This is a genomic window from Pseudoalteromonas sp. S2893, assembly GCF_005887105.1.
Classification (GTDB): domain Bacteria; phylum Pseudomonadota; class Gammaproteobacteria; order Enterobacterales; family Alteromonadaceae; genus Pseudoalteromonas; species Pseudoalteromonas atlantica.
The window spans coordinates 1-19,214 of the sequence record NZ_PNCY01000040.1; the positions used below are offsets into that span (position 1 = coordinate 1).

General features: G+C 41.4%; 14 protein-coding genes and 1 tRNA gene. 4 read left to right on the forward strand and 11 right to left on the reverse strand.

What is annotated here, in order from left to right; translation table 11 throughout:
- The first annotated feature begins 39 nt into the window (after nucleotides 1-39).
- Nucleotides 40-124 (forward strand) — tRNA-Tyr (locus CWC04_RS16255).
- 62 nt (nucleotides 125-186) lie between these two features.
- Here CWC04_RS16255 and CWC04_RS16260 read toward each other — a convergent pair.
- Nucleotides 187-837: a M48 family metallopeptidase gene (locus CWC04_RS16260; RefSeq protein WP_138685905.1), complete on the reverse strand. Its 651-nt coding sequence runs from the start codon at nucleotides 835-837 to the stop codon at nucleotides 187-189.
- Nucleotides 838-1,146: 309 nt separating this feature from the next.
- Between CWC04_RS16260 and CWC04_RS16265 the strand changes: the two genes are divergently transcribed.
- Entirely contained in the window at nucleotides 1,147-4,479 is a 3,333-nt protein-coding gene (locus CWC04_RS16265; RefSeq protein ID WP_138685906.1) for an MHYT domain-containing protein, read from the forward strand.
- A gap of 9 nt (nucleotides 4,480-4,488) precedes the next feature.
- Nucleotides 4,489-5,484 carry a response regulator gene (locus CWC04_RS16270; RefSeq protein WP_055255630.1) on the forward strand — a complete coding sequence of 332 codons (996 nt, stop codon included), beginning with the start codon at nucleotides 4,489-4,491 and terminating at the stop codon, nucleotides 5,482-5,484.
- Here CWC04_RS16270 and CWC04_RS16275 read toward each other — a convergent pair.
- Both CWC04_RS16275 and CWC04_RS16280 read right to left on the reverse strand, forming a co-directional pair.
- The gene (locus tag CWC04_RS16275) at nucleotides 5,481-5,909 is read right to left on the reverse strand and encodes a VOC family protein (protein WP_138685907.1); all 429 of its coding nucleotides are present in this window, start codon (nucleotides 5,907-5,909) and stop codon (nucleotides 5,481-5,483) included. The genes CWC04_RS16270 and CWC04_RS16275 overlap by 4 nt on opposite strands.
- Nucleotide 5,910: 1 nt before the next feature.
- A complete protein-coding gene (locus tag CWC04_RS16280) occupies nucleotides 5,911-6,567 on the reverse strand; it encodes an HD domain-containing protein (protein WP_004589186.1) in 657 nt (218 codons plus the stop codon).
- Nucleotides 6,568-6,707: 140 nt separating this feature from the next.
- Here CWC04_RS16280 and CWC04_RS16285 point away from each other — a divergent pair, with 140 nt between their 5' ends.
- Nucleotides 6,708-7,898, forward strand: coding sequence for a class I SAM-dependent methyltransferase (locus CWC04_RS16285; protein ID WP_121637668.1), 1,191 nt, complete (start codon nucleotides 6,708-6,710; stop codon nucleotides 7,896-7,898).
- A gap of 96 nt (nucleotides 7,899-7,994) precedes the next feature.
- On the opposite strand, the gene CWC04_RS16290 is transcribed toward CWC04_RS16285, so the two are convergent.
- From CWC04_RS16290 to pgi, 8 genes are all read right to left on the reverse strand, one after another.
- The gene (locus CWC04_RS16290) at nucleotides 7,995-8,291 is read right to left on the reverse strand and encodes a PilZ domain-containing protein (RefSeq protein ID WP_138685908.1); all 297 of its coding nucleotides are present in this window, start codon (nucleotides 8,289-8,291) and stop codon (nucleotides 7,995-7,997) included.
- A 9-nt stretch (nucleotides 8,292-8,300) separates the two neighbouring features.
- Complete coding sequence (locus tag CWC04_RS16295; protein ID WP_126007544.1) at nucleotides 8,301-8,681, reverse strand: response regulator; 381 nt, start codon at nucleotides 8,679-8,681, stop codon at nucleotides 8,301-8,303.
- Between the two features lie 74 nt (nucleotides 8,682-8,755).
- Complete coding sequence (hrpA, locus tag CWC04_RS16300; RefSeq protein ID WP_138685909.1) at nucleotides 8,756-12,643, reverse strand: ATP-dependent RNA helicase HrpA; 3,888 nt, start codon at nucleotides 12,641-12,643, stop codon at nucleotides 8,756-8,758.
- A 95-nt stretch (nucleotides 12,644-12,738) separates the two neighbouring features.
- Nucleotides 12,739-13,773: an isoaspartyl peptidase/L-asparaginase family protein gene (locus CWC04_RS16305; RefSeq protein WP_055255654.1), complete on the reverse strand. Its 1,035-nt coding sequence runs from the start codon at nucleotides 13,771-13,773 to the stop codon at nucleotides 12,739-12,741.
- A 258-nt stretch (nucleotides 13,774-14,031) separates the two neighbouring features.
- Entirely contained in the window at nucleotides 14,032-14,739 is a 708-nt protein-coding gene (locus CWC04_RS16310; RefSeq protein ID WP_138685910.1) for a SapC family protein, read from the reverse strand.
- Between the two features lie 338 nt (nucleotides 14,740-15,077).
- Nucleotides 15,078-15,788 carry a 6-phosphogluconolactonase gene (pgl, locus tag CWC04_RS16315; protein ID WP_138685911.1) on the reverse strand — a complete coding sequence of 237 codons (711 nt, stop codon included), beginning with the start codon at nucleotides 15,786-15,788 and terminating at the stop codon, nucleotides 15,078-15,080.
- Between the two features lie 3 nt (nucleotides 15,789-15,791).
- Nucleotides 15,792-17,264, reverse strand: a complete 1,473-nt coding sequence (gene zwf, locus CWC04_RS16320) for a glucose-6-phosphate dehydrogenase (protein WP_004589178.1) — start codon at nucleotides 17,262-17,264, stop codon at nucleotides 15,792-15,794.
- 268 nt (nucleotides 17,265-17,532) lie between these two features.
- The gene (gene pgi / locus CWC04_RS16325) at nucleotides 17,533-19,179 is read right to left on the reverse strand and encodes a glucose-6-phosphate isomerase (protein ID WP_138685912.1); all 1,647 of its coding nucleotides are present in this window, start codon (nucleotides 19,177-19,179) and stop codon (nucleotides 17,533-17,535) included.
- Nucleotides 19,180-19,214: the final 35 nt, after the last annotated feature.

The window sequence follows — 19,214 nt, forward strand, 5'->3', positions numbered from 1 at the left end:
CGTATATCTGCAGTTGGCGCTTATGAGTCCCTTTGCATTGGAGGGGTTCCCGAGCGGCCAAAGGGATCAGACTGTAAATCTGACGGCTCAGCCTTCGCTGGTTCGAATCCAGCTCCCTCCACCACTCTTATCTTCAGTATCCTTTTCTATACCTTTTTCATTACTATTTAAAACTTCACTTTTAGACTAATTATCAAATACCCACTGTAATGTTGCCCCGTGGTTTTTAAGCCATGCTGATGCAGATTTATAATCGGGATAAAAATTAGCTACGCGCTTCCAAAAAGCGCTGCTGTGGTTCAAATATTTTAAATGAGCCAATTCGTGCACAATAACATAATCAATTATATGATGAGGCGCCCCAACAAGGTTAAGGCTAAAGGTTAGCTCTCGCCGAGAATTACAACTCCCCCACTTTCGTTTATAACTTCCAATCGTCAATTTAGTTGGTAATGCTTCTGGCATCTGTTGGCAATAATAAGCTAAACGCATTTCAATGTAGTTTGTTAGCGTTTCTTCAAGGGCAAGGCAAAGTAACTGCTTGCGTTTTTCAGGCTGTTTTTTTACTCGATTAGAAGTGTAAATAGTAAATACGCTATCGGATTGCTGAACATGCGAGCGTGTCCCTTTTGCAAAAGTAATGGTATATGGCTTAGCAAAAATCATTATTTGCTGGTTTTTAAACGGGTGTTGTTGAGTATCAATGGCATTAAGTTGTTTATGTAATTGCGCAGTTACCCACTCTTTTTTACTAAACAGCCATTGTTCTATTTGTAGTTTTGGCACGTGTGTAGGCGCATAAACAGTAACTAATTTTTGGCTAACTTTTATTGCCACTGTTTTACGCCTTGCACTGCGTTTTAGCTGATACTCAAACAAGGTGTATGCTCTAAATATAAATAAAAGCGTATTATAAAGCCTTATTTAATCAATGCAGTTATTTAGCGATAAATAAATGGGCTCAGTGTTTATTATTATTTTTATTTACGCAAAATCACGTCTTATTAATAAAGCACGCTACGCATGTTAATATTTTAATGCTAAAAAGTAACCTCACTGATTTATAATATAAATTATTAGATTAACAGTTTATTTATATATTAAATCTATTAAACTAGTTCAATAAAGATACTAATTTGAGCCACTATGCTGTCTGCATTTTTTATAACCGACCACGATCCGAGCCTCATTATCAACGGTGCATATAACCCTATACTGGTTAGTTTATCGGTCATTACCGCTATTTTTGCTGCCTTTTTTACGATCTGGTTGGTTGATGTAGCAAAGCAAACGCAATTCGAAAACTATAAACGCTTAGCCAATGTGACCGGTGCCACGGTTTTATCGGCCGGAATTTGGAGCATGCATTTTATAGGTATGCTGGCCTTTTCGTTGTGTACAAACATTAGCTATGATCCACTCATTACCGTGTTGTCTTTTTTACCAGCGTTTATTTCATGTCAGTATGCTTTTTCGATTTTAGTAAAATCGCAAGGGTCGTATAAAAACCTTATTATTTGCTCTATTTTACTAGGCTCAGGCATTGGTACAATGCACTACAGCGGCATGGCAGCAATGGAGCTGGCCCCGTTACTACGTTACGATGCAATCATATTTGCTTTATCAATTGTGGTCGCTGTTGGTTTATCGTTTATAGCCCTTTTTACGCGTTATCATTTAACGCGTTTGCTACCTAATTTATCACAACTGCAAGCGCGCGCTATTACCGCTGTTATTTTAGGCTCAGCGGTGGCAGGTATGCACTATATGGGTATGGCCGCTACCCGCTTTGTTGCAACCACACCGCTTTTACCCGATTATCAAGAGTCAACCACTGAACTTGCTTTTGTGGCTATTGCCGTAGCTACCGCGACTGTTGCTATAACCTGTGTTATTGCAGTTATAAATGGCATGGTTAGATACCGCTTACTGCTTGAGGAAAAATCGGCGGATGAATCTCGACTAAATGCTATTTTAGGCACTGCTATTGATGGCATTGTGACTATAGATCACACCGGCATTATTTTGAGCTTTAACGAAGCGGCCAGCAAAATTTTTGGTTGGCGAGAAAACGAAGTCCAAGGTCATAATGTAAAAATGCTGATGGCCGATGAAATCGCTCGCCACCATGATGGCTATTTGTCTCACGCCAAAAATGTAGATCTAGGTAAAGTAATTGGTATAAATAGGGATGTGTCTGCCAAACACAAAGATGGCCACCTTTTTCCTATTCGCTTAGGTATAGGGGAAGTTAATCAGCCAGGCCATATGCCGTTATATGTTGGCTTTATCACCGATTTAACCGAACAACGCGCTATGCAGCAAAGCCTTATTGAAAAAGAGCAAAAGTACCGCTCTTTAATGGATAATATGCCTGGCGCTGCTTTTCGCTGTAAGTACGACGAAAACTGGAGCATGTTATTTATCAGCCCAACAGTGGCTGAACTAACAGGGTACACGCCAGAAGAGTTCACAGAAAGCTGCATAGAACTTAACGACCTTATTTTGAAAACAGATCAGCCAACGGTAAACGAAGCCGTAGCGCAAGCCATGACCTCAAGTTTAAAGTACTCGGTAGAGTATCGTATTCGCCACCGTAACGGCAAAGTTGCCTGGGTATTAGACAAAGGCAGTATTACCCTTGATAAAGATAATAACCCGCAATGGATAGATGGGGTATTGGTTGATATTACCGAGCAAAAAGAATACGAAGACAAACTTGAGCAGGCAAAATTGCAAGCTGAAGAAGCAGCGCACGCTAAGCAATCTTTTATGGCTAATATGAGCCATGAGATCCGCACGCCGATGAATTCTATTATCGGTTTTAGCGACCTACTGATGGACACTCCGCTAAACCAAGAACAGCAAAAACACTTGGTTACAGTTAATAATGCGGCGCGTTCATTATTAAGGTTACTTAACGAAGTGCTTGATACCGCAAAGCTTGAGCGCGGAAAGCTAACTATTGAACCCGTTCACTTTAGTTTAAAACAAGTACTCGATAGCATTATTTCGACATTTTGGCTTGAAGCAAAAAAGAAAGACTTGCGTTTAAAGTTGAATATTAAAGACTCTGTTGCCACAACTTACTATGGCGACCCAGATAGGTTAAGGCAAATTTTAACTAACCTCATCGGTAACGCCATTAAATTTACCGAACAAGGTTCGGTTGAGCTCACTGTAAGTACTACGCAAACTGATCAGCTCTTTTTTGAAGTCCAAGATACCGGCATAGGTATTGCCAAAGACCGTGTTAAAGCTATATTTCAGCCGTTTGTTCAGGCCGATGGCACCACTACTCGTCGCTTTGGCGGTACAGGCCTGGGAACAACCATTAGTAAACAATTAGTAGAGCTGATGGGCGGCACTATAAACCTAGTCAGTGAAGAAAACAAAGGTAGCTGCTTTTACTTCTCTTTACCGCTTAAACAAGGCGATGCAGAAAAAATAGACCATTTCGATGGCCTGCACACTCAATTACCATCGCTAAGGGTACTTGTGGTGGATGATATTGAGCAAAACACCGAGCTGCTTTCGTTATTACTTTCTAAAGATCAACATTTGGTAAGCAAAGCAAGCAACGGTTTAGAGGCTATTGCAATATTCGAGAAGCAAGATTTTGATGTCATCTTAATGGATATTCATATGCCTGAGTGTGATGGCATAGAAGCAACCACAAAAATTAGAGCCATAGAAAAGCAAAGGCAGCTTAAATTTACCCCCATTATTGCGTTAACGGCAAGCGTCCTACAACAAGATAAACTCACAGCTAAACGTGCCGGCATGAACGGCTTTGCTAATAAGCCGATAGATATAAATCAGCTTAACCAAGAAATTGCCCAGGTGCTTGGCTTAGGTATTGCTAAAGATATGGTTATTAGCCAATCAGACCCTGAGGCTAAACACATCGACTTTGAAAAAGGTGTGATGCTTTGGGGTAATAAATGCAAGCAGTTAACCGAAATTGCCAAATTTATAAATGACAGCAATAAACGATTTGATATTTTATTTAACAGTAAGTTATCTGAGATTAAAAACGCCAATAGCCTGATACATACCCTTAAAGGGGTCGCCGGTAATTTAGGCCTAACAACATTAATGACTTTATTAGCCAATTTAGAGCGCGAGCAAACTTCTGAGCAATCTAAAGCGTTAGTAACACAAATAAAAGACGAGTTAGAGACAATAACGCAATTAATATCAGGCGATGAGTGCGCACAAATCACGCCTGCTGAGAGTGAAAATACTGAGCAAAAAAGCACGCTAAACGCGGCTGAATTAAAGTCACTGTGTGAAACGCTACACCATGAAGCGCAAAGCGCCGAGCTCAACGATGATTTGCTTGCGCAGCTTGAAAATAACGCCCCTGCACACTTACAAACTCAAATAAATGAGGTTGTAAACGCATTTGATGAATTTGACTTTGATCAGGCGCAACACGTGCTAGACGGTCTAATTAAAGAGTTTACCCAAGAATGAGAATATTGAATGGATTTTAGCAACGACAAACCACGTATATTAATCGTTGACGATGAACCTGCTAACTTAAAAGTCATGCGAGAAGTATTAGGTAATCAATACCGTATGTCTTTTGCTAAATCGGGCGCTGCAGCACTTGCGCTACTTGAAAAAGAACAGCCTAAACTTATATTACTCGATATCATGATGCCCGATATGAATGGCTTTGAGGTCTGCGAAATACTTAAAAGCACACCCGCGCTTTCGCATATCCCAATTATTTTTGTAACGGCTTTGGGCGATGAAAGCGATGAGTTTAAAGGCTTTGAACTTGGCGCTGTTGATTACATTACTAAACCTATTAGCCCCGCGATTGTGCGCGCACGTGTTAAAACGCATTTATCGCTTGTACAAGCCGAGCAATTAAAGCAAGCCCATGTTGATTTAGTACATCGGTTAGGCCGCGCTGCAGAGTATAAAGACACAGACACTGGCGAGCACATTGCTAGGATGAGCCAATACAGTAAATTATTAGCATTAGAATTTGGCATGGGTGAGCAACAAGCAGAGCTACTTCGCCAAGCAGCCCCTATGCACGATGTAGGTAAAATAGGTATTCCGGATGCTATTTTATTAAAACCTGGGCGATTAACCCCTGACGAATTTGACCACATGAAACAGCATGCGGCTATTGGCGCACAAATTTTAGCAAATTCCTCATCACCGCTATTACAACTTGCCCATAAACTGGCTATAGAGCACCACGAAAAGTGGGATGGCAGTGGCTACCCTAATGGTTTAAAAGGCGAACAAATATCGGTTGAAGGACGTATTGTGGCTATTGCAGATGTATTTGATGCCCTTACCTCAAAACGCCCGTATAAAGAGGCTTGGGGTGTAGAAGAGGCGCTTGAGCATATGCAAGCACAAGCGGGTAAACACTTTGACCCCCACCTCATCAATTTATTTGTAAATAAGCTCGATGCTATAATCGCAATTAAAAACGCATATCAAGAGCAACACTAAGTATTGCGCGTGCGTGAGCCTAGTTTTACATCACCATATACTGCTTTTATGTGCGGGTAGTCATGAGAGGTTATTTCGTGGCTATTCCCACTGTTATCTTTAAAATAAAGCGAAAACGTTACACTGTGATCGGCCAGTACAGTTTTTATGTTTAAGCCATTTAAATAATCAACCCAACCAATAAACTGTGCACCGGTTGCTGCAAACGCAATACCTTTGCTTCGCCCTTGTCCTTCAAATAACGCTAAACGCGTTGTTTTTGCGCTATCTTCAAGTGTGAGTGGCCCCTTGCCATTTTCATCCCAAAAGGCAAGCTCTTCAACTACGCTAAAGCCTAGTACCTGCTTGTACCACTTTAGCGCTTCTTGGATGTTTTCAACATTAAGGTGGCAATGATCAATGCCCGATAATAAAGGCGCGCTCATATTATTGACCAATTTCTGATTTTAGCTGCTCTAAAAACGCATACATATACTCTGTGCGTCGCTCTGCCTCGGCTTTAGCTGAGGGCGTATTCATGCTCTTAGCAATATGAAGCAATTTAATAAAAAAATGATCAAGGGTATAGGTTTTATCATCTGCTTCGCGGTTAACACAAAATGGGTCATCAGGGTTATACAGTAAGCGGCTAATAGAGCCCCCTACTTTCATACAACGGCTAACGCCTATTGCACCGAGTGCGTCCATTCTATCGGCATCTTGCACGATTTGCGCTTCTACAGTTTTAACCGCTATATTGGCGCTAAAGCTATGGGCAGCGATAGCATGATGAATATCATCAAACAAACATGCGTCGTAGTTAATTGATTTTAAAAACGCAATGGCTTTATCTGCCGCCATAGTAGATGCTTTTGCTCTATCAGGGTGGTTTTTCGCCACCGCAACACAATCGTGCATCCACGCCGCTGGCAAAACAATATTCATATTGGCTTGCTCGGCGTGACATAATTGAATGGCAACACGCACTACGCGTTCAATATGCGTTATGTCGTGTGCTACATCGGCATGTATTAACGAAGTAATAAATGAGCGACATTGAGAATCAAGCTGTTGTAACTCAGGGCTTAAAGCAGTGTTGGCCACAGTGATGTTCCAAAAAACTAATTTATATGAGAATTATCCGTACTTTAACGTGCTTTACACCTCCCTTGCAAAACATTCATTGTATGTTGCCCTATGCTTGACTAAAATACAGCGCTTATTTATTACAACTGAGAAGCCTTATGTCATCTGCCGTTTACCTACAAGCTGGTCGCGAAAAATCATTAAAAAGAAAACACCCTTGGTTATTTTCAAAAGCCATCAAAAAAATTAAAGGTAAACCAGGCTTAGGTGATACGGTCACCATTCACGACAGCGAAGGTAAATTTTTAGCCACCGCTGCTTATAGCCCTCACTCACAAATAAGAGCGCGAGTGTGGAGCTTTGATGAAAAAGAAGTAATAGACCAACACTTTTTTGAGCGTCGCTTACGCCGTGCTTTAGATGCTCGCGAGCATGCAATAGCCGAAGGCGGTTTAACTGGCTTTAGGTTGTGTGCTGCTGAGTCTGACTACTTGCCAGGTGTAACCATTGATAAGTTTGATAACACCTTAGTTTGCCAATTACTAAGTGCCGGCGCTGAGCGCCATAAAGGTGAAATTGTAGGCGCGTTAATGGCTATTTTTCCTGGCGCGAATATATATGAGCGCTCAGATGTAGACGTGCGCACAAAAGAAGGCTTAGAACCTATTAAAGGTGTACTGTGGGGCAACGAACCTTCAGAGCCTGTGGTTATTGAAGAAAATGGCTTAAAGCTTGAAGTAGACATTTTAGAAGGTCATAAAACAGGCTTTTACCTGGATCAGCGTGATAGCCGCGCAGCACTTGAGCGCTTTTCAAAAGATAAAACCGTATTAAATTGCTTTAGCTACACAGGTACTTTCTCACTTTACGCACTTCGTGGTGGCTGTAAACACGTCACTAATGTTGATGTATCACAACCAGCACTGGATACCGCTAAGCGTAACGTAGAGCACAATAACTTAGATTTAAATAAAGTCGATTTTGTAAAACAAGATGTGTTTAAGCTATTACGCCAATACCGTGAGGAAGGCAAACAGTTTGACACTATTGTGATGGACCCACCAAAATTTGCAGACAACAAAGCGCAGCTAACCGGTGCGTGTCGTGGTTATAAAGATATAAACATGATTGCTATGCAAATATTAAAACCAGGCGGTACATTACTTACCTTCTCGTGCTCTGGATTAATGGAGCAAAACTTGTTTCAAAAAGTGGTAGCAGACGCTGCGCTAGATGCAGGTAAAGAGCTATTGATTATGGAGCGTTTAAATCAAGCGGCCGATCACCCTATTGCTGGCAGTTACCCTGAAGGCTTTTACTTAAAAGGCTTGATTTGTAAGGTTTACTAAAAATTATTGTTATTACCTACAAGGACGTAGGTAATAAAATCGAACGTTATTTTACACCCGCAATAGCAAAAGCCAGCGGCTTGGTGTTTATTCAATTTAATTAAACTGAACTATTTCTAATCCTGCGGTAATGGTGCCATCGTCTTCTTTGCTAGCACGTATAACTTTAGCCGTTGCATTTAAAGACGCAATACTTGGGTGAGTCGACTCTATATTAACCTGTAGCAAAGTATCGAGCTCAAGCAAGTCATCTAAATGAAGTGATAACCCAGTGGCACTTAAATCAACACATTCTGCGGTATAATTTAGCCCAGCAACAGGCTCTATTGTTGTTAATCGCGCAGGGGTATTAACCTGCATACGTCTAAAATTGCGCTTATCTTCAGTAAACATGCATCACCTTCAAACAACCGTGTTTATTTGCTCAAATAAAGTACCCATCGAAAACGGTTTTACTACATAGGCATCACACCCTGCATCAAAGCCAGCTTGCTTTTCCGAGGGCGACTCTAAGCCCGAAACCATAACGACAGGTATATTTTTAGTCTCAGGCGTGTGCTTAAGCATCCGACATGTATCATACCCATCGAGGCCAGGCATACATACATCAAGCAAAATAATATCCGGCGGGTTAGCAATGGCAGACGCCAAACAGCTTTCCCCCGAGTCAGCATAACTAACATCAAATTTTGAAGTCAGGGCAGATTTAAGCATTTCATAATTAAAATACTCGTCATCTACAACTAACAATCGCTTAATCTTATGTTCAACCGATGAGGACATAGGTATGTCGCTTCCTTCTCAACCAAAAATAAATCCTTCTATTAAGGTACTAAGCTTAATAGAAAATGCAAGTTTTATTCTATCTCTTTTATCGCATTCATAACGCGTTTTGCAGAAATAGGATATGGGGTACCTAAGGTTTGCGCAAACAGTGACACTCTAAGCTCCTGCTGCATCCAAAAAATAGCGTTTACCTGTTGCGGAATAGGCAAGCCTTTTGGAATTTTATTTACGAGCTTTTTGTACTCTTGCGCTACTTTTTCAAGTTCTAAAACACACAATCTATCGCGGTTAGGATCAACAGGCAGTTTTTCTAAACGTTTTTGAATCGCTTTTAAATAACGAATTAGGTCGGGCATTTTATTCGCACCGTGAGCGCTCACAAACCCTTTGAAGATAAGTGACTCAAGCTGCGATTTTATATCGCCATGGGCAGTTATCATAGTTAAATCGACACGCCCTTTCATTTTTTTATGTAACGCATGAGCAATGCTTAAAACTTGTTCAACCTGGGTGGCAATTTCTACCACAGCATCGCCTAGTTCGCCCCTAATTTGCTCTTTAACTTTATCAAAAGCGTTTTCATCGCGTATATCGCCATGCTTTATTAATAAGCTGTCTACGCCGGCGGCAATACAATCATCAATTAAATCTGCAATTTTCCCAAACGGATTAAAGTACAAGCCCAGTTTGGCTTTATTAGGTAAGTTTTGCTGAAGGTACTTTATTGGCGACGGCACATTTAACAATACTAAACGACGTAAACCTTGCTGATGCGCTTGCTGGGCTTTTTCTTCACTATCAAAGAGCTCAATTGCCGCTGTGGATTTTTTATCTACCAGCGCTGGGTAAGCTTTTATTTCGTATTGGCCTTGCTTTTTAACGTACGAGGCAGGCAAAGCGCCAAAGTCCCATTGTGTTAAATCGGCTTTTTCAATGCCTTTATCGGCCACCTTTGATAGCGTATCGGTTACTTTGCCTTGCAGCTGTGCTTTTAGTTTTGCTAAATCTAGTCCGCGTGCAAGCAATTTATCGTGCTCATCACGCACCTCAAACTGCAATCTTAAATGAGGCGCCAGTGCGTTTAAATCCCACGCTTCTATATCTACTTTTACGCCTGTCATTCTTAGTAAGCGTGTAGTAAGTGCATCAAGTAAGCTGCCTTGCATAGGCTCAATGGCTGCCAGTACAGCATCAGCGTAATTGGGGGCAGGTACAAAGTTACGACGTAACGACTTAGGTAACGATTTAATTAAACCACTTATTAGCTCATGCCTAAAGGCAGGTATATGCCAATCAAACCCGGTTTCTTGCACTTGGTTTAAAAGTGCTACCGGTATTTGTACAGCCACCCCATCAACAGCTTGTCCTGGATCAAAATGATAGCTCAGCGGCAAAATAATATTATCTTGCTGCCATGTATCAGGGTAATCAAACTCAGTAATATTACTTGCACCGTGCTGCATAAGCTCTTCACGGGTCATGTATAGGTAGCGTTTGTCTTTTTGCTTTTGAGTTTTATACCACTTAATAAAGGCTGCACGGTTGTTGATTTCTTTAGGTATTTTTTTATCGTAAAATTCAAATAACGTTTGCTCATCAACCAAAATATCGCGACGTCGCGATTTATGCTCAAGTACCTGAATATCTTCTATTAGCTCGCGGTTGTACGCTAAAAACTGCTCATTTAAGCCAAGCTCTTGCTCTACAAGGGCGGTGCGTACAAACAGCTCACGGCTAACTTTAGGGTCTATATTGCTATACACACAGCGGCGTTTATTAACCACCAATAAGCCGTACAAGGTTTGTTGCTCGAACGCGATAACAGCGCCTGGTTTTTTCTCCCAATGCGGCTCAGAATAGCTTCGTTTTACTAAGTGCTGTGCAAGGGGCTCTACCCAATTAATATCTATTTTGGCATTAATGCGTGCGTATAGTTTACTGGTCTCTACCAGCTCTGCCGACATAATCCATTTGGGGCTCTTTTTAAATAATCCAGAACCCGGAAAAATATGAAACTGGCTATTGCGAGCGCCTTTATATATTTGCTTTTCGTCTTTAAAGCCTATGTGACTTAACATGCCGCTCAGTAACGCTTTGTGAATTAGCTCAGAGTCAGCCACTTGCGTGGTGGCTTTAATTTTCATTTCGTTGCACACAGTGCTTATTTGATAAACAATGTCTTGCCACTCACGAATACGCATATAAGCTAAAAAGTCTTTTTGGCACAACTTTCTAAACTGGCTATTTGTCAGCTCACTTTGCTGCTCTTCTAGGTAATTCCAAAGATTTAAAAAAGCAATAAAATCCGAGTCAGGATCATCAAAGCGGCTGTGCTTTTCGTTCGCTGCTGCGCGTTTTTCTTGCGGGCGCTCTCGGGGGTCTTGAATCGACAGCGCTGCCACAATAATAATAACTTCTCGTAGTGCACCGAGCTTATTAGCCGTCAACACCATTTTAGCTAAGCGCGGGTCGACCGGTAAGCGGCTAAGCTCACGCCCTGATTGCGTTAAACTCGTTTGATGGCGCTTTTTACTCGGCTTAATCGCCTGAAGCTCTTCAAGTAGGGTTAAACCATCGTTAATATTGCGGCTATCTGGCGCTTGCACAAACGGAAACTCGCTCATATCGCCAAGCCCTAATGCCAACATTTGCAAAATAACAGAGGCTAAATTAGTGCGCAGTATTTCTGGGTCTGTAAATTCAGGGCGAGATATAAAGTCATCTTGCGAGTATAAACGTATACAAATACCCGCTTCAACACGGCCACAGCGTCCCATACGTTGGTTCGCACTTGCCTGAGAAATTGGCTCAATAGGTAAACGCTGTACTTTAGTGCGATAGCTGTAACGGCTAATACGCGCTGTACCTGGGTCTATTACATAACGAATACCCGGCACCGTTAATGAGGTTTCGGCCACGTTGGTTGATAAAATGATATGGCGGCGCGAATGCGGGGCAAATATACGGTTTTGCTCTGCGTTAGATAAGCGCGAGTAAAGTGGTAATACGTCGGTGTGTTTTAAATTACGTTTAGAGAGCGCCTCTGCGGTATCGCGAATTTCGCGCTCGCCATTTAAAAATATGAGAATGTCCCCGGGCCCTTCAGCGCACAGCTCATCTACCGCATCAAAAATACCTTGCAGTTGGTCGCCTTCGGCTTCCATAGCGTCTTTATTTATATCGCTTATAGGGTTATAGCGCACCTCAACGGGGAATGTACGTCCCGACACTTCAATAATTGGCGCATCATCAAAGTGCTTTGAAAAACGTTCAGGATCAATGGTCGCCGAGGTAATAATAACTTTTAAGTCGGGGCGCTTTGGCAGTAAGTTTTTTAAATACCCTAAAATAAAATCGATATTTAAGCTGCGCTCATGGGCTTCATCAATAATGATGGTGTCGTACTGATTTAAAAAGCGGTCTTGTTGTATTTCGGCGAGCAAAATACCGTCGGTCATCAGTTTTACATACGTATTAGTAGAAACCTGATCACTAAAGCGTATTTTAAAACCGATTTGTTGGCCAAGCTCACATTTCATTTCCTCAGCAATACGGTTAGCTACACTGCGCGCGGCTAAACGTCTTGGCTGGGTATGGCCAATAAAGCCATCAACCCCACGGCCAAGCTCTAAACACATTTTTGGTATTTGTGTGGTTTTACCTGAGCCTGTTTCACCGGCAATAATCACCACTTGATTATTCGCAATGGCGTCTTTAATGACGTCCTTTTTTTTACTTACCGGTAATTGCTCAGGGTACGTTACAGCGGGCAGCTCAGCTAAACGTTTTTCACGTAGCTGCTGGCTGCGGGTAATATCAGCCGCTATTTTTTCAAGGGCATTGGCCTGCTTAGTCTCGTCTTGTATTTTTTTTACGCCATGTAAGCGTTTTTTAAATATAAACTGATCTTTTTTTAAGCACGTTTTAAGCTCGCCAAACAACTGACCTAGGTTTACCACCCGCACACCTTATAAATTTAATAAATGAGGGCTAATAGTATCAAAATAAACGCGCAGCGTTAATCCTACAATCCCTATAAGGCTTATATATCACGCTATTGGTTTTTAAAAATTCCCACAAAGGTTGCTTGCGTGTTCGATTTGCTCGCTCGGTACATGCCCGAGGTATTAAATGGCATACTAATATGACCTTTAGCATCCACAATAATAACCCCACCTGTACCACCTATAGGCGCAAGTACTTGGTTAATAACCTCATCCCCAGCTTGTTCAATGGTTTTATTTTGATATTTAACGCGTGCGCAAATATCACTGGCAACACTGTAACGAATAAAATACTCGCCGTGACCGGTGGCCGACACCGCACACGAATCGTTTTCAGCAAATGTACCCGCGCCAATAACAGGGGAATCGCCAATGCGGCCAAAGCGTTTTGCGGTCATGCCACCTGTAGATGTACCTGCGGCTAAATTGCCGTTTTTATCAAGTGCCACTGCGCCTACGGTGCCCATTTTATAATTTGTTGGCAGGGCCTTATGCGCAGCTTGGTAGTTTTTGCTGGTTGCTTTTTCTTTTTCTAATTTTTGCTTTGCTTTTAAAAGTGCTTCATAACGGTGCTTAGTATCAAATATATTATTTTCTATCAGCGCAACGCCCTGCTCTTTTGCAAATTCTTCAGCGCCTTGACCACTAAGCATTACGTGTACTGAGTTATCCATTACTAAGCGGGCTAATTGAATTGGGCTTTCTATGTGCTTTACGCCAGCGACCGCACCCGCTTGACGGTTTCGCCCATCCATTATTGAGGCATCAAGTTCATGGCTGCCATCATAGGTGTACACTGCACCGCGCCCAGCATTAAAGTAAGGCGACTGCTCTAATACTTCAATAGCAGTGGTGATTGCATCTAAACTTTCGCCGCCCTTTTCAAGTACGGTATAACCCGCTTCAACAGCTTCGGCTAGTTTTGCTCGGTAGGCTTTTTCTTGCTCTGGGGTAAATTTTGCTTTTTCAATTGTGCCTGCTCCACCATGAATCGCTATAGCAAACGGAGCTTGTTCACTTAATGCTTGCGTGCTTAGTGTTAAGCAGCCGCTGGCTAAAACTGACAATAAGAATGTTTTTTTCATAGTGCGCTCTTTTTTAAATTTAGTATTGAATTTACTTTGAATGGTTACACGTATTTTTTCAACTAATATCAACGGTATTAAGTTAGCACTTTATTTAAGCACTTTATTTAAGCACTTAATAAACAGCCTAATAATAATGCGAAATACGAGGGCGTAATTTCCCTTCATCACCCCTACTTTTTAACCCAATTGGCATAGAGTAAGGTTAATGGCACAAAAAAAGCGCCATCAGGCGCTTTTTACTAAACGTGTATGTAATTACGCGTCTTGCTTAGCTTTTAAACGTGCTAAACGTGCTACTTGGTGAGTAGATGTTAAGAACGAATAAATAGGTGCTAAGTAACCGCGCTTACGAAGCTCTAAAAACTCTTCATCGCTAAGCGAGTTAAGTTTTTTCTCATCGATAAGGTAAATACCGTTGATATCTTTTTTCTCGCCTTTAATGTCTACAGTTAGCGTTTGCGCTACGAGTAGCTCTTTATCAGCTAAATATTTAGTGAATGCTTCTGTTACTTGAGAAAACTCAATGAAAGACACTAAAGACTCTTTACGACGCTTTAAGTATTCTGTTTCTTCACCGTTTTCAAATAATGCGTTGCCTTCTTCTTCACCTACAAGCGAGCTTGCTTCGTCAATCACAATACCGTACTGATCTTGCTCAGGGTGCTTTACTAGACCTAATGGGTAACGCGTTGATGCCATAGGCGCAAAAGCTGCTGTCCATTTACCATCTTCTACAAACAGGTTTTCGCCTGGCTCTAGGCCAAACATTGCAACTGCTTGGAAAGTACCGCTTTCGTTGTTTTTAACAAAAGACATTGGGAATTCATTTGCTACGCGTGCAAACTCATGTGCAACTACTGGCACTAAATGTTGAGTTTTCATAAATTCAACGTTGATGCCGTTTTGAATTTTAGTGTTGGCATGCTTTTCGTTATGTAAAGGCTGTACTTGTTGCTCCGCCATGTTACTGCTCCGTTTATTTTTAATATATATGTTTCATTGTTAATGCCTTTAGGCTAATGCTTTTGAACGAAAAAAGGAAGGGAAAGTTTTATGACAACCGTCATGAAAAAATAAAGTTTAACTAAATCTGGGCGTTGCTAAAAAACAGACAATAAAAACGCAACTAATACGCTCAAAAACAGTACAAATAACGGGTGATTTTAATACAGCGCCATAAAAACCATTAACATTGGTTAACAGTTTGGCGGTATTTTTTGAATAGGTTTAGCACGTTATTTAGCCAAATAAAAAGGCAGCTTAATTAAGCTGCCTTTTTAAACTGTAAATGAGCGGCTAAATTAAGGCGCCCAATACACTTCAATATTTATGCTTGGGTGGTTTAGCACAGCACGAAGTGGCATATCGTTTACATCGCCACCCGCTTTAGCTTGCTTGTAAACCGCTAGCTTTTCTTCACCACTGATCAGAAGTTTAACCACTTTAGAGTTTGCTATTGCATTTAAAGTCAGTGTCATGCGCTCTGTAATGCTGCCTGTCACGTCACTTTCTATTGCATTAATAGCGCACACAGTTTGCTGTGTTGTTAAACCATGCTCAAGACCCTGCGCATGTGGGAACAAAGACGCTGTATGGCCATCTGGGCCCATGCCTAAAATTGTTACATCATACGGTGCTTTTAAAGCGCTATAAGCGGCTTCACATACTTGTGCGCCCTGCTCGGCCGTTGCTGCATCGTTTTTCATGGTAATAAAATTAGCGGCACTGCCGTAATTTTGTAACAAGGTGCTTTTTATAAACGCTTCGTTACTTTTTTCGTGGCTTGGTTCAACCCAGCGCTCATCAACCATGGCAACATCTACATTTTGCCAATCTAAATCAAGCGTTGATAAGTGCTTGTACGCCGGCGCCGGAGACGAACCGCCCGATACCATTAGCACAGCACGGCCATCACTTTTTATGCCATCACGTAAAGATCGCTCAAGCGTGTGTGATAGCTCAGCGGTTAACTCATCTTTTGAGTCAAAAAACTTTTCAACAAGTGTTGCCATACCTTACGCCTTATCGCCTGTGTTAAACCACACGTGGTTGTTTTCAGCTAATAATTCATCAGCATCATCCGGTCCCCAGCTACCAGCACGGTACAGTGCAGGTTTGCCTTTGGTTTGCCAGCGCTCAATAATTGGATCTATCCATTTCCACGCTTGACGAACTTCGTCACGGTGTATAAATAACGATGGGTTATTAGCTGCAGCATCAAGCATTAAGCGTTTGTACGCATCAGAATGGAAACCATTGCTGTATGCTTGAGAAAGCTCAATATTCATCGTTACCGGCTCTAATTGCATTTCAAGATTATCAAGGCGCTTAGACATAAGCGTTAATTGAATCGTCTCTTCAGGCTGCAAACGAATAACAAGGCGGTTTGGCTCAATATTACCCACGTTTTCTTCATAAATATTGTGCGATACTTTTTTGTACTCAACCACAATTTCTGCACAACGTTTAGCCATACGCTTACCAGTACGAAGGTAAAAAGGTACCCCCGCCCAGCGCCAGTTATCAATGTGTGCACGAATAGCAACAAAGGTTTCTGTTTTACTTGAGCCTTCGTTAAGCTCTTCTAAGTAACCTGGTACAATTTTACCGTTTAAATCCCCTGGTACGTATTGACCGCGAACGATATTTTCATCTACGTCACCTTCAAGTAACGGACGAAGTGCTTCTAATACTTTAAGTTTTTCAGTACGGATACTATTTGCGTTTAGTTTATTTGGTGATTCCATTGCCACTAAGCACAATAACTGTAATAGGTGGTTTTGCACCATGTCACGCAGTGCACCGGCTTTATCGTAAAAACCAGCACGGCTTTCAAGGCCTACCGTTTCAGATAAACTAATTTGAATATTATCAATAGATTTAGCATCCCACATGTTTTCAAACAGTGAGTTTGAAAAACGCAGTGCCATTAGGTTTTGTACTGTCTCTTTACCTAAGTAGTGGTCAATACGGAAAATTTGCTCTTCGTCAAAAAACTCTGCAATTTTACCATTGATAGCCTCTGCTGATTCGCCGCAGTAACCAATTGGCTTTTCAACAACCACACGTGAAGTGGGTGTGATTAAACCTTTCGTTGATAAAATTTCACAACATGTGCCGTAAACAGCAGGCGGAAGTGATAAATAAAATACGCGAGATTTATTGCTGTCGTGCTCATCTAAAATGCCTTTAAGTACATCCCAGTTGTCGTCAGCTTCGGTTACGTTGCTTACTACAGGCACTAAGTAAGTAGAAAAGGCTTTCCAATCTTTAGCGTTAAATTCCCCTTTACTTAAAAACTCTTTCAGTGCGTTGTGTGCTGTTTCTATGTAGTCAGCACGCTTACTTTCTTCACGCACTGTAGGCAGAATACGCGAGCCTTCTGGTAAGTTGCCTTCTTGATATGCTCTGTACATTGCAGGTAGCAATTTGCGTAACGCAAGATCACCACCGCCCCCAAAAATTATAATATCAAAAGGATTAAGCATAGTTACTCTCTACGTTTGTAATACCTAAAAGCGACTTCCATAAGCCGCTTGGTATGCAGGTTTAGTGCTTGAATGACAGTGGCTCTTAGTGTTAATAAAAGCCTATTGAATGTTTTACGCTATGGCGTTTTATTTATTATTTGACTGTTCGCACGATTAAATGAGTCTTAGGAGTCCTGTAAATCCTCTCACAAAAATACAGGCCCTAAGAACTCCAGCGCTACCCGTTCAAAGGTACTCGGTTTGCTTATTTACATAAGCGAATATATTACTGCGTACGGTGTTGCTTGTAGTACGCGATTAAGCCATTTGTTGAACTATCGTGGGCGTGTTTTACGCTGTCATCGGTTAGTTCGCTTTCAATTTTAGAGGCAAGGCCTTTACCAAGCTCTACACCCCATTGATCAAATGAGCAAATTTCTAAAATTATGCCTTGGCAGAAAATTTTATGTTCGTACAGCGCAATTAAGCGTCCTACTGTTTTTGCATCAACTGTATCTAGCAGTATAGATGTTGTAGGGCGATTCCCCTGATGAATTTTATGATTTAGTAACTCATCAATTTGCGCTTGTGTTTTACCTTTAGCGGCTAAATCTTCTGTGACTTGCTGTGCATCTACACCGCTCATCATTGCTTCTGTTTGCGCTAAAAAGTTAGATAATAAAATATCGTGATGCTTATCTACGGCTACCTGCGGCTTAACTGAGGCTATAAAATCAGCAGGTACAATTACATTACCTTGGTGTAAGCACTGATAAAAAGCATGTTGGCCGTTAATACCGGTCATACCCCAAATAATAGGAACCGTTGTATAAGGTACGGTTTCGCCTGCAAAGTTTACGTGTTTACCGTTACTTTCCATCTCACCTTGTTGTAAATACGCAGGTAACATATGAAGCGCTTGGTCGTACGGTAAAATAGCTTGCGACGTAAAGCCTAAAAAGCTGGTATTCCATACACTAAGTAGTGCCATTATAAGCGGAATATTTTGCTCAAATGAGGCTGCTTTAAAGTGCTCATCTACTTCAAATGCGCCTTCTAAAATAGCTTCAAACGCGTCATAACCTAGGTATAACGCAATAGGTAAGCCTATCGCACTCCAAAGTGAAAAGCGACCCCCTACCCAATCCCACATAGTGAATACGTTTTCATCGCTAATACCAAAGGCTGCGGTTTTTTCTAAGTTTGTGCTCACAGCAACAAAATGCTTAGCAATGGCGCTGTCATCTTTTGCTGTTTGTAAAAACCAATCAACGGCCGTTTTGGCGTTGGTCATGGTTTCTGATGTGGTAAATGTTTTCGATGAAATAACAAACAAGGTTGTTTCTGGGTCAATTGCTTTTAACACAGAGGCAATTTGAACACCGTCAGCATTAGATACGTAATGAACATTTAAAGTGTCATCAGCAAGTGCTTTTAGCGCTTCGGTTGCCATTTGCGGGCCTAGGTTTGAACCACCTACACCAATGCTTACCACATCTTTTACTGCTTTACCTGTGTAGCCTACCCATTGCCCACTGCGTACTTTTTCTACAAAGGTTTTAATTTTAGCTAATTCGTTATCAACCGCTTGCGTTACGTCTTCGCCGTCAACAACTAAAGGTGTATGGGCACGATTACGTAAAGCAGTATGAAGAACAGCACGCTCTTCTGTAATATTGATTTTTTCACCGCTAAACATCTTGTCGCGCCAAGAGGCAATGTCACACTCTTTAGCAAGTTCGATGAGTTGTGCAAAAATAGCTTTATCAATACGTTGCTTTGAATAATCAAACAACACACCCGGAATTTGAGTAGAGAATGCATCAAATCGTGTATCATCTTGTGCAAATAACGTTTTTAGATGGGTTTGTTTCATCTGCGCGGCACTATTTTGCAGTGCTTGCCAACTTGCTAATTGCGAACGATTAGACATGTAAATATCCTCTAAAATATTTAAATTAATGATTT

Excerpts from the sequence above, each read along its gene's own strand:
- CWC04_RS16265 (WP_138685906.1), top strand. The coding sequence starts at position 1,147 with ATGCTGTCTGCATTTTTTATAACCGACCACGATCCGAGCCTCATTATC.
- CWC04_RS16270 (WP_055255630.1), top strand. The coding sequence starts at position 4,489 with ATGGATTTTAGCAACGACAAACCACGTATATTAATCGTTGACGATGAA.
- CWC04_RS16275 (WP_138685907.1), bottom strand. The coding sequence starts at position 5,909 with ATGAGCGCGCCTTTATTATCGGGCATTGATCATTGCCACCTTAATGTT.
- CWC04_RS16285 (WP_121637668.1), top strand. The coding sequence starts at position 6,708 with ATGTCATCTGCCGTTTACCTACAAGCTGGTCGCGAAAAATCATTAAAA.
- CWC04_RS16290 (WP_138685908.1), bottom strand. The coding sequence starts at position 8,291 with ATGTTTACTGAAGATAAGCGCAATTTTAGACGTATGCAGGTTAATACC.
- CWC04_RS16295 (WP_126007544.1), bottom strand. The coding sequence starts at position 8,681 with ATGTCCTCATCGGTTGAACATAAGATTAAGCGATTGTTAGTTGTAGAT.
- CWC04_RS16305 (WP_055255654.1), bottom strand. The coding sequence starts at position 13,773 with ATGAAAAAAACATTCTTATTGTCAGTTTTAGCCAGCGGCTGCTTAACA.
- CWC04_RS16310 (WP_138685910.1), bottom strand. The coding sequence starts at position 14,739 with ATGGCGGAGCAACAAGTACAGCCTTTACATAACGAAAAGCATGCCAAC.
- pgl (WP_138685911.1), bottom strand. The coding sequence starts at position 15,788 with ATGGCAACACTTGTTGAAAAGTTTTTTGACTCAAAAGATGAGTTAACC.
- zwf (WP_004589178.1), bottom strand. The coding sequence starts at position 17,264 with ATGCTTAATCCTTTTGATATTATAATTTTTGGGGGCGGTGGTGATCTT.
- pgi (WP_138685912.1), bottom strand. The coding sequence starts at position 19,179 with ATGTCTAATCGTTCGCAATTAGCAAGTTGGCAAGCACTGCAAAATAGT.